The organism is Algoriphagus persicinus (assembly GCF_035156415.1).
Classification (GTDB): domain Bacteria; phylum Bacteroidota; class Bacteroidia; order Cytophagales; family Cyclobacteriaceae; genus Algoriphagus; species Algoriphagus persicinus.
In genome coordinates this window covers 196,080-211,414 of the sequence record NZ_JAYEEY010000005.1, presented here as the reverse complement: position 1 = coordinate 211,414, position 15,335 = coordinate 196,080, and the positions used below count along the sequence as shown (strand labels likewise).

The window sequence follows — 15,335 nt, the reverse complement described above, 5'->3', positions numbered from 1 at the left end:
AACGCCTATTGCTAAAGAGTTAAACAGTAGTCAAAAAAATAGAGACCGATTTCAGGAAATCGGCCTCTATTGAATAAAAAAGGCTGTCTCCAATAATGAAAATCAATATGAGACAGCCACCTTTAATAATCATTGTAACCCAATCTATTATTAATTTACATCCCAGAAAAGAGTATTTGACAACTTATCCTGTGGCTGAACTTTTACATAATTTTCCAAATTATAAGTCTGCTCAGACCCTGGATACATCCAACGTGATGGAGGAAGATTTTGCTGGTTGGAATTATCTGTCCAGAAGTTCAAATCTACTTTTGCAAGTCTTCTCAATTCATGCCAGTTTTCATTTGACTGAATGACATTGAAGTGAAGCCATTTCTGATCAGCGATTAAAGATAGTTTTTCGTCCATACCAGAGGCTGCATTCCAAGAAATTTCATCCATTGACAAATAGCTGCTTATTGACTGTTCTGTTGGCACAACTGGCGCATCTGATTCAGCATTATTACTGATACTTCTCAAGTACTGGTAAAAACTTATTGATTGCTTTATAGCTTCTTCAAAGTGCATTTTTGCCATAGCATCCTGTCCTTCTTTTAAGAAAAATTCTGCCGCCATCAAATGAACCTCCGGTGCAGTAACAAGAATACCTGGAAAATATTGATTTCTGCTGATGGTAGAGAAATTGTAAACACTCAACGTTTGAGTCAACACCAAAGCATCTTGATCAGTAGGATTCATCAACGGGTCAAGACCTATATATTCTCCATCTGATTCAGTACCAGGTTGGAACACATAAGTCAATCTAGGATCTTCATTATCCACCATGTGGCCCAAAATTGCTTTGCCTGCAATGTTACCGTTCCAGTCTTCTAAACCGCTACGGAAATCATTTCCACCGATCACAGTCCCTACAGAGTAAATATCCCACATGACATTACTTGCATTATCTTCTACAATAGGAAATTGTGATGGGTTAGACAAAATAGAGGCAATTTCTGATTTAGCTCTAGCGCTGAATTCACTCGTACCACTTACTCTTGTGAGCATTTTCAATCTCAAGGAATTGATATATTTCTTCCACATATCAATATCTCCATTGTTGATCAAATCCTGCGTTTTAAATTCAACAGCAGAAGCAGGATTGATTTGCAATGAACCTATTTCAGTAGCAAAGCCAGCCAAATCATCCAACATCTTAGTGTAGATATCACTTGCTTTATCATACCCCGCGTAGGATTTAGCATAATCACCACCATTTGTACTAAGCATACCAGCTTCAGTCCACGGAATATCACCATGTAAATCCACTACTTGCTGCGTATGATCGTAGAAATAGGTGGCAGCAGCAATCATAAACACACGATTATCTTGCTTCTGCACATCAGTCAAACCATTATACACTTTCTGAAGCTCTCTGTATTGAGCCATGAAGTTGTAGTAATTATTCCATCTGTCATTTACTGCCGCAGAACCTGGAACATATTGGTTTTCAACGTTTACCCATCCTACTGATTGAGTAAATCTGTTAGACGTGATTCTTTTGATTACAAAGTAATCCCAATAGGACGGTAATACAGATTGGCGGTTAGACATAATCATACCAGTAAACTGCTTTCCTACTGTAGTACTAGCGAGCTTGGATGGATCAGAATAATCATCTGCAAAGTCATCTATTGTACAGCTGGCTAAGCCACTGATCAATAGGGTGTATATAAATATTTTCTTAAAATTCATGTTTATATGTTTTTAACTTAACCAACAATTAGAATCTAGCTCTTAACATCACACCATATGTTCTGGTAGCTGGGTTTGTACCCGCACTAGTCAGCGTCTGAGTCCATCTTGATCCACCAGTCAATACTTCTGGATCTAGGTCCTTGATATTTCTATAAAGGAAAAACAAGTTTCTGCCATATACAGAGATATTCACATTGGATGCACCGATTTTAGAAGTGATGTGATTTGGTATTGTATAAGCCAAAGACAATTCTCTCATTTTGATGTAATCATTATCCTGGATATACAATTCATATCTCGATTGGCTATACTGAGGTCCACCCCAATTGTAGGTATTCCAATAGTAGTAGGCTTGAGAGATTACGTTATTATTGGTAGAGCCATCAGCTACTACACCATCCATCACCATACCATCGTGATAAACTGTCTCACCATTAGGACCCTGAGCTGTAGAATGTGCTACACCTACACCTTGGCCATCAGCATTTTTATAGTAAGCCAATCCACCACTAGCTTCATCCATATAGTTCAAACTTTCCTCCGTTAGCCCACGGCTGATCATCCAGTTGATACCTGTTGGCATTACACTACCACCGATCTGGAAGTCCATCACAGCAGATAAACTGAAGTTCTTGAATGAAACATTATTGATAATACCGCCTACGGCATCTGGCATAGCATTGCCTACTTGCACCCAGTTCTGATCATCGATCTTGTAAAGACCATTTGGCTGAACGATTTTATCACCGCTGTCATCAAGTGCAATAGGGCGAGCATAGAAGTCACCCATTGGTCTTCCGACTACAGATCTAAGCTGTGCAGCGTTTCCATCATAATCAGCATGTAATAGTTCTGTAGCATTGTTTGCGAGCTTTTCGACTTTGTTTACATTTCTAGCTAAGTTAATAATGGCATTCCACTGGAAGTTTGGTGTTGAAATGATATCTCCAGTCAATTGAATTTCAACACCCGTGTTTCTTAGTGTGCCGATGTTAGTTAATACAGATGTAGCTCCTGAAGAAGAAGGCAAGGTCAATGGTAAGATCTGATCACGGATCTGCGCATTATAATAAGAAATATCTATACCAAAACGGTTATTAAAGAACCTTGTATCTAGGCCAAATTCAAACTCATGTTTTTGTTCTGGTTTGATCAGATCATTCCCAAAAGATGAAGGCAATTCAGTATAAAGCACATTTGCTCCACCAGGTTGCTGCACACCCAAAGTATTCTGAGTATAGGCAATATTCGCTCTATAGATATCAGGATAATTACCAACAATACCCCAAGAACCTCTCAACTTTGAGAAAGTAATAAATTCAGGTAATTCAAATGCATCTGAAATAGCAAGAGCTGTATTGACAGAAGGATAGGTAAACGCATTATTATCAGGATTCATAGTAGAGATTCTATCCCTTCGAATTGTACCTTCTACAAACCAAATATTTTTGTAGTCAAAGTTTGCAGTACCAATAATTGCATCAATAGTTCTATATGAACGGTCGGAGTTATTATTAGGAAGGTTTGTCGAAGCAACGACATCAAAAAGGTTTTCGGTACTCAAACCACCACTAGTACTTCTACCTATGCTGCTGAAACTTTCAGTTCTTGCTGTATAACCAATCATTGCACCTACAGTAATCTCCTCTGTGATTACTTTTTTGTAATTAAGCATCAAATCACCGTATAGGATATTGAACAATTCTGATTGCATGCCAAAAGATCCAGATGGGCCAAATGCCAGTGGTCTTTCAGTTGCGTTCTCATTTTCAGAAGATCTACTTGTGAAGTCAGTGGATATACGCGCTCTTAAATTCAACTCTTCAGTAATTTGGAATGTATTTGTCAAACTACCAATCACACGATTACTGAGCTCTGATGAGCGATTATTATTTACTCTCCATACATAATCTGCAATATCTCCTCTGAAACCATTTCCTGTAATATTCTCATCAGGAGTCAAACTCTGTCCGTTACCTGTCACAAATCTATATCCTCTACTTGTCTGATACTTATCTAAGTACCAAGCTCCATTGTCAAAACGGGTCATCATACCGCCGAAATTATTGATCATGCGATCAATTGAATATGGACGGTTTTTAGTGTTCTGATTTATGTAATTAATCATCAAGTCAGTCTTAAGTCTTTTGCTTACCTGAAAGCCAGAATTAAGGTTGACAATATTCTTACTGTTCTTAGAATTCAAACTTAAAGACTCATTGTCCTGACGCGTCAAAGAAAGACGGAAGTTTGATTTATCAGTTGCATTAGAGATCGAAACGTTCACTTGAGAACTGACAGGATTATTAAACAAGGCTGCATAATTATCTTCCTGTGCTACATAAGGTCTAGAGACTCCATCCCATGCCAACATTGGCTTTCCATCGAAGACAGGCCCATAGTTAGTTGTGGTATTAGGTACTGTTCGGATTCCATCTTCTGTATAGTTAAATCCATCTTCAGCTTGTCCCAAATTCTGCACTTGTGACGGCATTCCTGGCCCCCTTACGTTTTGGTATCTTGGCAGATACGCAATCTCATCTACGGAGTAATTCGTATTAAAATCTACTTGCATGCCATTTTTGCCTGCTTTACCTTTCTTAGTAGTAATCAATACAACACCATTCACAGCTTCGGACCCGTACAAAGCGGCAGCAGAAGCACCTTTCAAGATGGAGATATTATCAATATCAGCAGGGTTGATATCCAATAGTCCATTACCTCTCAGTCGCTGGTCACCCCAATAGTTATTATTTGTTACCTCCTCATTTCGGATTGGCACACCATCTAATACAATCAATGGCTGGCTTTTACCTGTGATAGAGTTAACACCACGTATTTGAATATTGACAGCGGATGTTGCTCCACCTGCACCTGCATTGATTTTGACACCAGCAGCCTTACCATACAAAGCAGAAGCTACGTTCGATGTACCTACTTTTACCAGTTCGTCTGCATTAATTGTACTAGTAGCATATCCCAAAGACTTTTGCGCTTTGTCCATACCAAAGGCTGTTACGACAAACTCAGAAAGTTCGCTGGTATCTTCGCTTAGACTGATGTTAATTTCAGATCGGTTGCCCACTAAGTACTCTTGAGCTGCATATCCAATAAATGAAAATACCAAAACAGAAGAGGATTCTACCGAAATAGAATAATTACCATCTAAATCAGTAGTGGTACCTGTCTGGTTCGTCTTGTCCAAGACAGTGACTCCAGGCATCGGAAGTCCGTCCTCCTTAGAGGTCACAACTCCCTTCAAAACTCGCTTTTGAGTCTGTGCCGAGGCTGAATAGCCCAACATCATGACCAGAGCGAAAGCAATTGATAAAATTTTTCTCATAGCTGGTAATTTGAGGTTAACAATAATAAATACTTAATGCCATGCTCCATCGTCCGATTATCGTGATGAAATGCTGGTAGTGATTGTTCCATACTAGTTTGAATTGGAGTTTATGATAAAGTTAATGACGCCACCACTCCAGCAATTTTCTTTCTATCACTGCTCTAGAAGTTTAGCGTCTCATAAAGCTAGAAAAAACATATTGCTAACAAAACATCTAATTGTATTTTTTTTGTAAAACCTGTGATATTAACATATTTTTTCTGTTAAGTAATCAAACGAGTAACTCATTTTTATCTATTAAAAGCAGTTATTCAAGTGATTTTTGGTAAGTATCGAATTACTCAATGAAATTTATCAGAACATGTGAATAAAAATCAGTTTTTTTTACTATAAAATTAGTACACTTAAACTTATGTTTTTCGAGCTGAGAAATACTCAATCATAGGCATATTGAGTGCTTGTATTGACAATACTAGCCAGGGCAAAAAAAAAGCCGTCCCTTACAGGACGGCTCGAACTATCTGATATAGAAAAACTTATCTAAGAAAAAGCATTTCTCTGTACTTCACTAATGGCCAGGACTCATCGTCAACCAACAGCTCCAATTTATCTACAGCATATCGGATCTTATCAAAGTATGCTTCCTTGACTTCTATCTGATATCCTTTAGCCATTTTTACGATATCTTCTTCCTTATTCAGCTTCTTACGGGCTTCTACCATTGCGGTGATGTTAGCTTTCACAGATTCGATATGTCTAGAGACTTCTTTAATGGTCTCTACTGCCGCAGTATGATCCAAACCAAGACCTTTCAAGCCATTAGCATTTTGAATAATCTTGTTTTGGTAAAGAATTGCAGTTGGAATAATATGATTCAATGCCAAATCTCCCATCACACGGCCTTCAATCTGTATCTTCTTCATGAAATTCTCTAGCATGATTTCATGACGCGCATGCACTTCGACACTGTTCATTACATTGTGTCTTTCAAACAGCTCCTTGGTAGCTTTAGCAGCATACACGTCCAAAGCCGCCGGAGTTGACTTCAAGTTAGACAAGCCTCTTTTCTGTGCTTCAGCTGCCCATTCATCAGAGTAGCCATCACCTTCAAATCTAACTTTCTTGCTATCCTTGATATATTTCCTCAATACGTTGACGATCGCAATTTTCTTCTCCTTACCAGCACTCATTTCTTTCTCGATGTCTTTGGCCATATCAGCTAATACATCTGCCACGATTACATTGAGAACAGTCATAGGCCCAGCCACATTGGCTTGCGAACCTACAGCGCGGAACTCAAATTTATTACCTGTGAAGGCAAACGGAGAGGTTCTATTTCTATCTGTATTATCCAGGATGATTTCAGGAATCTTAGAGATGCCCAATTTCATGTACATATTATCACCCTTTTCAATCTTGATATTACCGTTTTTCTCAAGCTCATTCAACACTTCAGTAAGCGTAGCACCTAAGAATACAGAGATGATTGCAGGAGGAGCTTCATTGGCACCAAGACGGTGATCATTGCCCGCAGAAGCGATACTTGCTCTCAAAAGGTCTGAGTAATCGTAGACCGCCTTTACAGTTGCTACCAAGAACGTTAAGAATTGAAGATTCTCTCTTGCAGAATTACTAGGCTGAAAAAGGTTAACTCCTGTATCCGTAATCAATGACCAGTTATTGTGTTTTCCACTGCCGTTTACACCTGCGAATGGTTTCTCATGAAGAAGTACTTTAAAGTCATGTCTCTCAGCTACTTTCTCCATCACGTCCATTAGCAATTGGTTATGATCAGTTGCTTTGTTGATTTCTTCAAACAAGGGAGCTACCTCAAATTGACCCGGAGCTACCTCGTTGTGTCTAGTCATCACCGGAATGCCCAATTGCAGAGCTTCATTCTCGAAGTCAACCATGAAGTCCTTTACTCTAGTAGGAATAGATCCGAAATAGTGATCGTCTAATTGCTGGCCTCTAGCTGGGCTGTGTCCGAAAACAGTTCTTCCCCCCATCACCAAATCTGGTCTTGCTGCGAAAAGAGCTTTATCGATCACAAAATATTCCTGCTCTACACCTAGAGAAGGCTGTACTTTTCTCACATTTCTGTCAAATAATTGACAGATAGCTACTGCGGCATCGTTGATAGCTTCTATTGATTTCAACAGGGGTGTTTTGTAATCCAGTGCCTCACCTGTATAGGCTACAAATATCGTAGGGATACATAGCGTATTTTCGAATATGAAAATCGGTGAAGTGGGATCCCAAGCAGTATATCCTCTAGCTTCGAAAGTAGAACGGATGCCGCCATTTGGGAAAGAAGATGCATCTGGTTCTTGTTGCACTAGCGCACTGCCTTTGAATTTCTCCAAACCACTTAGGGCATCGAAAAATGAATCATGCTTCTCTGCCGTAGAACCTGTAAGAGGCTGAAACCAGTGCGTATAATGTGTGACTCCCTTGGACAATGCCCAAGTTTTTACAGCAGAAGCTACTTCTTCGGCAGTTGAACTATCAATCTTGGTTCCTTTATCAATAGCTTCCATCACCCTTTTGAAAGATGAAGGGGCTAATGACACTTTCATTTGAGCTGTGCCGAAAGTGTTGGTGCCAAAAAAGTCTGAGATTTTGTTGGATGGTGCTTTTACAGCTACCCGCTGTCTTGTCTGCACTAGTGCTAAGGCTTGTTGTCTGAGTGTTGCCATTTCTACAATATGTGGTTTAAAATTATACACACAAAAATAGAAAAATATGTATTCGAAAAAGCTTTTGACTCCTTTTTGACCTGTTTTTTCAAAAAAATTACACTTTTTTCAATAAATCATCTCAAAAAGGCACCATTTTCGGAAAAATACATTGAATTCGGAAGGAAATTTGGAGAATTGAAAACAAGCGAAGATTAATTACCTTTGCAATCTCATTATCAAAAGTGAAATTGTGAAAAAAGTAGCCTTTTATACATTAGGATGTAAGCTAAATTTCTCCGAAACCTCCACTATCAGTCGCCAATTTGAAGAAAAAGGTTATCTGAAAGTCGATTTTCAAGAAAATCCTGACATTTTCATCATTAACACCTGCTCGGTCACGGAGAATGCCGACAAGAAGTGTAAGAAGATCGTAAAAGAAGCGAAAAAGATTTCCCCTGATTCTTACGTCACAATAATCGGCTGCTACGCTCAATTAAAACCCAAAGAAATTTCTGAAATCGAAGGTGTAGATGCTGTCCTTGGTGCTGCTGAGAAATTCCGCTTGATCGAACTTTTGGATGATTTTGCAAAAGCTCATGAAACAAAAGTTTTGGCTTCAGAGATTCAGGAAGCGACTGTTTTCAATAATGCATACTCGATCAATGACCGTACAAGGACATTTCTGAAAGTTCAGGACGGCTGTAATTACGGCTGTGCATTCTGCACTATCCCCCTAGCTCGCGGTAAAAGCCGAAGCAATACAATAGAAAGTGTACTTCAGTCCGCTCGTGAAATCGCTGCCACTGATGTTAAAGAAATCGTATTGACCGGTGTTAATATTGGTGATTTTGGAATAGTAGACGGTAAACGTAATGAGCGATTCGCTGACCTCGTCTATGCATTAGATGATGTAGAAGGTATCAATCGATTAAGAATATCTTCTATTGAGCCAAACTTGCTCACTAACGAGATCATCAGCTTTGCGGCACAATCCAAGCGATTTGTCCCACATTTCCACGTCCCACTTCAATCCGGTTCCAATACTATTTTGAGAAAAATGGGCAGAAGATACCTCCGTGAGCTGTATGTAGATCGCGTGACCAAGATCAAAACGCTTATGCCTCATGCCTGCATTGGAGTAGATGTCATCGTCGGTTTTCCGGGCGAGACGGATGAACTTTTCCTCGAAACTTATAATTTCTTGAATGAGCTAAACATTTCATACCTACATGTATTTACCTATTCGGAGCGAGCCAATACCAGAGCAGCAGAGATGGATGAGGTCGTCCCGATGAAAAAGAGAAACGAGCGTTCCAAAATGCTTCGAATTCTATCAGAGAAAAAAAGGCGAAAATTCTATTCAGAGAATCTTGGCAATACATTCACCGTACTTTTTGAAGAAGACATAGAGGACGGTAAGATCCATGGCTTCACTGAAAACTACATTCGTGTCGCTGCCAAATATGACCCTATGCTGATCAATGAATTAAAACTTGTAACCCTTGATCTGATCAATCACAAAGGGAATGTAGAGGTACTGGAACCCGAAATGGTGTACGAAAAACACTAAAACCAAATTTTATCAAATCTTACAGCGCTTAAACAACTTAATCCTGAGGCCGTTGTTTAAGTATGAACACTATATTCAAACCCGTAGGAAGGATCACCAGAAGAATGTATCTGGTCATGTTTATCATTTTTTATTTCATCAATATCCTCTGCCTTTTGATACTATGGGACAGTTTCCAAACGCAATCATGGGCAATTTTCTATGGTGCCGGAGTAGCACTGATTGCATCTATCTGCGTTTTGCTAATCCAAGCTATCAAAAGACTCCACGATATAGGGCTTGATTGGAAATATGCTTTGTACTTATTGATCCCACCCCCAGTCAATTTTATTGGTTTTATCTGGCTGGCTGCTAAAAAAGGACAAAATGGGGAAAATGAGTACGGACCAGATCCGCGAAAGACGGATATTGTATAAATCCTTTTAGGATATATCAATTGAGTAAAAAAAATTAGCGGAATAGAAAGCGATACTTCTGTACTGCTTTTCCTTTTTGTCTCAAAAAATAGAACAGTAAACTAAAAAGTGATGCGAATTTTCACCTACATTTTTCTAAATTCAAATCAGCTAAAAAAAAATTACTGGTGGAAGATTCACATAAAATCGCTTTAGTTTTAGAAGAACCTTGGCTTGCTCAATACGAACCCCAAATCCAGCGAAGATTTGACCGTTTTCAAGAAGTCATTCAAGAAGTCAATGATTTCAGTGGAAATATTATCGAATATGCCTCTGTCCATAATTTCTATGGGGTACATTTTGAATCCTTGAGAAAGGGCTGGGTTTATCGGGAATGGGCTCCTGCGGCCTTTCAACTTTATTTTTTCGGTGATTTCAATGATTGGAATCGAAGCTCTCATCCCATGAAAAAAAGCTCACGTGGTGACTGGGAGATTTTCCTGCCTTATGGGCAATACAAAGACAGGTTCCTCCATGGCAGTAAAGTAAAAGTCCATGTCGTAGCCGAAAATGGCGCGCTAGATAGAATACCCGCCTATATCAGGAGAGTCATCCAAGATGAACAAACATATGATGTGGCTGGTCAGCTTTGGTTTGCGGAAGATTTCAATTGGACCGATGATACTTTTACCACGAAGAATAGCCTCAGTCAACCGCTAATTTACGAATGCCACATCGGAATGGCTCAAGAGAATCTTGGAGTTGGGACATACCAAGAATTCGAAGAATTAACACTCCCCAGAATCAAAGCTGCGGGATATAATACCATCCAACTCATGGCAATCATGGAGCATCCATACTATGGATCTTTTGGTTACCATGTTTCCAATTTCTTTGCTCCCACATCCAGATTTGGCACTCCTGAAGAGCTGAAGTCCTTGGTGAACAAAGCACATGAAATGGGAATAGCTGTGGTAATGGACATCGTACATTCCCATGCGATCAAGAATGTGAATGAAGGACTGAATGAGTTTGACGGTAGCCAAAATCAATATTTCCATGCTGGAGATAAGGGCTATCATGAAGCCTGGGATTCTAAGGTATTTGACTATGCCAAGCGGGAAGTGCAACAGTTTTTACTTTCAAATATCCGCTATTGGCTAGAGGAATTCCATTTTGATGGATTCCGCTTCGATGGCGTGACTTCTATCATGTATTCTCATCATGGATTATTCATGGATTTTGACTCAGTGGATTTGTATTTTGATGCAAACGTGGATGAAGATGCGATCGTGTATCTACAACTAGCGAATACTCTGATTCACAGCTTCAAACCAGAGAGTTTATCTATTGCCGAAGATATGAGTGGAATGCCTGGCCTCGCCAGACCGATTGCCGATGGAGGAATTGGATTCGATTTTAGAATGGCAATGGGCGTTCCTGACTTTTGGATTAAAACCCTCAAGCATAAGCAAGATGAGGAATGGGATATGTTTGAGCTTTGGCACCAGCTTACTAACAGACCTCAGGTAGAAAGATCAATCGGCTACGCCGAAAGTCATGATCAAGCCTTAGTCGGTGATCAAACGCTAGCTTTTAGGCTGATGGACAAGGAGATGTATTTTTCTATGTCCCTACTTCAGCAAAACCTGATTGTAGATCGCGGAATTGCTCTCCATAAACTGATCCGATTGATCACTCTCACATTAGGTGGTGAGGGCTATCTGAATTTTATCGGAAATGAATTTGGCCACCCGGATTGGGTGGATTTTCCGAGAGAGGGCAATGACTGGAGCTATCAGTACGCCAGGAGACAATGGTCACTGGTAGATGATTCTCTACTTCGCTATGGGCAGCTGGACGCCTGGGACAAAGCCATCATTAAACTTGCAAATGATTACCAACTCTTAGCCTCTGCTCCCGCGGTACAACTCCATCTGGATCCTGATAAAAAGATTTTGGCTTATGAAAGAGGTGAATTGATTTTCGTATTCTCCTTCCATCCTACCGAGTCATTTTTTGGACTTCCTATACATGTCAAAGCTACCGGAGAATACAAAATCCTGCTCAACTCTGATGAAAAAGAATTTGGTGGCTTCGAGCGTTTAGATCAACATGTGATCTACTCTACCGATGAGCATCATTCTGTCAAATTGTATGTCCCCAATCGAACAGTGTCAGTTTTGAAAAGAATTTAAATCTCTTATCCAAAATACTCAGATTAATCCAAAAAAATCACAGGCTGTCAAGCTACAGAAATTCGAATAACTGTATTATATCCTGCTTCTCCGAAAGCAGGATTTTGTTGCACTTTCATCATCAGTTGAGAAGCCCACCTTCATGAAGGTTTTTCTGCTGCAGTCTGAACATTGCTTTGAAATTGGCCCAAGACTGAAGTATTGAACCGGGCAAACCAATGGGATTTTCATCCCAGTTTGTAAAGACTCAAATGCATAAATTTATCTCAAAAACTGATTTTATATAGACAACCATAGCTAGCCCCTCCCCTATTTCAGGTTTCCCTTTTTCATTTCACTTACAGCATAATTTACAGCTCTAGCTGTCAAAGCCATGTAAGTAATAGAAGGGTTTTGCGTTCCCGTGGAAGTCATGCATGCGCCATCGGTGACAAAAACGTTGGGGGCCAAATGCATCTGATTGAATCCGTTGAGCAAGGAAGTCTTTGGATCTCTGCCCATTCTCACTCCTCCCATCTCATGAATATCGAGTCCCGGAGCTTGCTTGGAATCTCCTCTACGAATATTCACACAACCCGATTTCGTCAGCATTTCTTCTGCTTGTTCGTGAAAATCCTTCAGGATTTTCTCATCATTTTCATCGTAACCCACATCTATCTGAAGTAAAGGAATCCCCCACTCATCTTGTCTGTCTGGACTTAATGAGATCTGGTTGGTTTCTTTAGGAATGGTTTCGCCTTGCATCATCATGTATACAGACCAAGGTCCAGGTTTAGAATTCTCTTCCTTGAATTCTTCTCCAAAAGGAGCATCCAGGGAATGTCCAAAGCCCGCTCTTCCCGCAGAATAAAAAGTCATGTACCCCCGCATAAAGTCCATTTCCTGTTTTTTTACATTTCTGAAATTGGGCATCATCACTGCGGTGGGTCTTCTACCAAAGTAGTATTTATCGTCAAATCCCTCATAATTTGCATTGACTACCCCACGGTAATTATGAAATGCTATATATTTTCCCAATACCCCTGAATCATTACCCAGTCCATTTGGAAATCGATTTGAGGTACTGTTCAGTAAAATCAAATTAGAATTTAAGGCAGAAGCATTGACAAAAATCACCTTTGCAAAGTACTCACTGGCCTCCTTGGTCACACTATCTACGATTTGTACACCTATGACCTTTCCATTCTTCTCATCATAAATCAAGGAATGCACGACCGCGTCTGGTCTTACAGTCAGATTTCCTGTTTTAGCCGCAGTAGGCAATGTAGAGGAATTCGAACTGAAATATCCTCCAAATGGACAACCTCTATAGCACTGGTTTCTTGCCATACACTGTCCTCTTCCCTGCGCCAGATGCTGCTCCATAGGTTCTGTGAGATGGGCNTCGAACTGAAATATCCTCCAAATGGACAACCTCTATAGCACTGGTTTCTTGCCATACACTGTCCTCTTCCCTGCGCCAGATGCTGCTCCATAGGTTCTGTGAGATGGGCACATCGACCGATTATCACATCTCGATCATCGTAGGCAGCCTTGATTCTTTGTTGGATTTCCTTCTCCACACAGTTCATCTCCCAGGCCTTCAAAAACTCTCCATCTGGAAGCGTCTCCAAACCTTCATAGCTCCCACTTATCCCTACAAAACGCTCCACATAACTATACCATGGAGCAACATCCTCATATCTAATCGGCCAATCTACTGCAAACCCGTCACGGCCTGGTCCTTCAAAATCATATTTACTCCAGCGCTGGGTTTGTCTTGCCCAAATCAATGATTTGCCCCCGACCTGATATCCTCGCACCCAGTCAAAAGGCTTTTCCTGCACATAGGGATGATCTGAGTCTTTGACAAAAAAATGTTTAGTATCCTCTTTGTAAGCATAGCATCTATTAACGACAGGATTTTCAAGTTTATCTGCCCGAGGAATTTGATTGCGATGTGGCATTTCCCAAGGTGCAGCCGTCATGGTAGGATAATCCTTCAAATGCTGAACATCTCTGCCTCTTTCTAACACCAAGGTTTTCAAGCCTTTCTCACAAAGTTCCTTGGCTGCCCAACCTCCGCTGATACCAGATCCTACTACAATAGCGTCAAATTGATTCGATTTCATGGTTTGAATCTATTGAAATTCAGGTAGACTTTTGCTGAAATCTCCATGAAGTTCAGAAGAAATCCTTTGGGAGTTTTAAGATAAACTCTAGCTGTCTTCTAAGTTCTTAATTCGTAAGTAACGCTTCTCATTTTGAGGAAAATTGATCTCAAGAAATACTAAGTATCTCTTTCTTTCCTTTATAAATTGAGTATCTAATTTTTTATAATCACCCTATATTCGCTCGTAAAAGATCTTTTTCCATCTTGCTCCAATTCTTTTCTCATGGTATAAAGTTTGGCTATGTATAGTGATCCCAACCGCGTATACCATGAAATCGAAGAGTGAAGTTTTAGCTAAAGAAAACCTCACCAGAGTAATAGGTGAATACCCTTCCGATCCAAATAATCAAGCTCCTGGCCCCTATCTGCTAGTGAGTGGCGGAGTACATGGAAACGAACCAAGCGGTGTACTTGCCTTACAGCGGGTGTTCAAGAAACTCTACAAAGAAAAGCCTGAACTGAAAGGGAAAATAGTAGGTGTTGCGGGGAATATAGTTGCGTTGAAAAAAGGCGTTCGTCTGATCGATAAGGATTTAAACAGAGTTTGTACTCTTGAAAATGAGAAGCAATTAAAAGCCAACACGAAGCTGGATTTTCATGAAGGCTCAGAGTTTAATGAGTTGCTTGCTATCGTCGAAAAGCTAGAAAACGAAGCCTCCAATACAGAATTTCATTTCATGGATTTACACACAACCTCATCCAGCACTGCTCCGTATATCAGCGTCAACCTCCGTGAAGAGAGTTTTGCTTTTGCGAAACAGATGCCCTTGCCTGTAGTAAAGGGCATTGAGAAATACATTCCTGGGCATTTCGATCACTATCAGACATTGAAAGGTCATGCAGGCTTCACTATGGAAGCTGGGCAACATGACGACCCCAAGTCAGTCGATTATCATGAAGCAGCTATTTGGCTCATTTTAGTGAAAACAGGAATGTTGGAAAAATCGGGTACAGCTTATGATGACTATTATAAAATGCTAGAAAATGCCTCTCCAACAAATGATAATTTCGAGGTGACTTTCCGACAAGAAATTGGTAAAGACCAGGTTTTCAAAATGCATCCCGGCTACTCTAATTTCACTAAAATAAATAAGGGACAGCGACTAGCCTCTCTGGATGGAGAGACTATTTTTTCGGATTCTACTGGAAGAATCTTTTTGCCCCTATACCAATCCCAAGGCTCTGATGGCTTTTTTATAGTAAAGCCGGCGTAGTCATTTAGTGAAAATATAATGTGTAAAATCACACGTCTCGAG

The 15,335-nt window shown here is 40.1% G+C and carries 7 protein-coding genes and 1 pseudogene; 4 read left to right on the top strand and 4 right to left on the bottom strand.

Going from position 1 to position 15,335, the window contains the following annotated elements; all coding sequences use genetic code 11:
• Positions 1–150: 150 nt before the first annotated feature.
• The 3 genes from U3A58_RS06175 to U3A58_RS06165 form a co-directional block, all read right to left on the bottom strand.
• Complete coding sequence (locus U3A58_RS06175) at positions 151–1,734, bottom strand: SusD/RagB family nutrient-binding outer membrane lipoprotein (RefSeq protein ID WP_323822529.1); 1,584 nt, start codon at positions 1,732–1,734, stop codon at positions 151–153.
• 28 nt (positions 1,735–1,762) lie between these two features.
• The gene (locus U3A58_RS06170; RefSeq protein ID WP_323822528.1) at positions 1,763–5,080 is read right to left on the bottom strand and encodes a SusC/RagA family TonB-linked outer membrane protein; all 3,318 of its coding nucleotides are present in this window, start codon (positions 5,078–5,080) and stop codon (positions 1,763–1,765) included.
• Positions 5,081–5,619: 539 nt separating this feature from the next.
• The gene (locus tag U3A58_RS06165) at positions 5,620–7,782 is read right to left on the bottom strand and encodes a glutamine synthetase III family protein (protein ID WP_323822527.1); all 2,163 of its coding nucleotides are present in this window, start codon (positions 7,780–7,782) and stop codon (positions 5,620–5,622) included.
• A 232-nt stretch (positions 7,783–8,014) separates the two neighbouring features.
• Between U3A58_RS06165 and mtaB the strand changes: the two genes are divergently transcribed.
• From mtaB to U3A58_RS06150, 3 genes are all read left to right on the top strand, one after another.
• Complete coding sequence (mtaB, locus tag U3A58_RS06160) at positions 8,015–9,334, top strand: tRNA (N(6)-L-threonylcarbamoyladenosine(37)-C(2))-methylthiotransferase MtaB (protein WP_323822526.1); 1,320 nt, start codon at positions 8,015–8,017, stop codon at positions 9,332–9,334.
• A 62-nt stretch (positions 9,335–9,396) separates the two neighbouring features.
• Positions 9,397–9,750 (top strand): DUF805 domain-containing protein, encoded by a 354-nt coding sequence (locus U3A58_RS06155; protein ID WP_323822525.1) that lies wholly within the window; start codon positions 9,397–9,399, stop codon positions 9,748–9,750.
• Between the two features lie 167 nt (positions 9,751–9,917).
• Positions 9,918–11,927 carry an alpha amylase C-terminal domain-containing protein gene (locus U3A58_RS06150; protein ID WP_323822524.1) on the top strand — a complete coding sequence of 670 codons (2,010 nt, stop codon included), beginning with the start codon at positions 9,918–9,920 and terminating at the stop codon, positions 11,925–11,927.
• Between the two features lie 309 nt (positions 11,928–12,236).
• Here the strand turns inward: U3A58_RS06150 and U3A58_RS21780 are convergent.
• Positions 12,237–14,038 (bottom strand): annotated as a pseudogene (locus U3A58_RS21780) (GMC oxidoreductase).
• A 310-nt stretch (positions 14,039–14,348) separates the two neighbouring features.
• Here U3A58_RS21780 and U3A58_RS06135 point away from each other — a divergent pair.
• Positions 14,349–15,293 carry a succinylglutamate desuccinylase/aspartoacylase family protein gene (locus U3A58_RS06135; protein WP_323822523.1) on the top strand — a complete coding sequence of 315 codons (945 nt, stop codon included), beginning with the start codon at positions 14,349–14,351 and terminating at the stop codon, positions 15,291–15,293.
• The last annotated feature ends 42 nt before the right edge of the window (positions 15,294–15,335 follow it).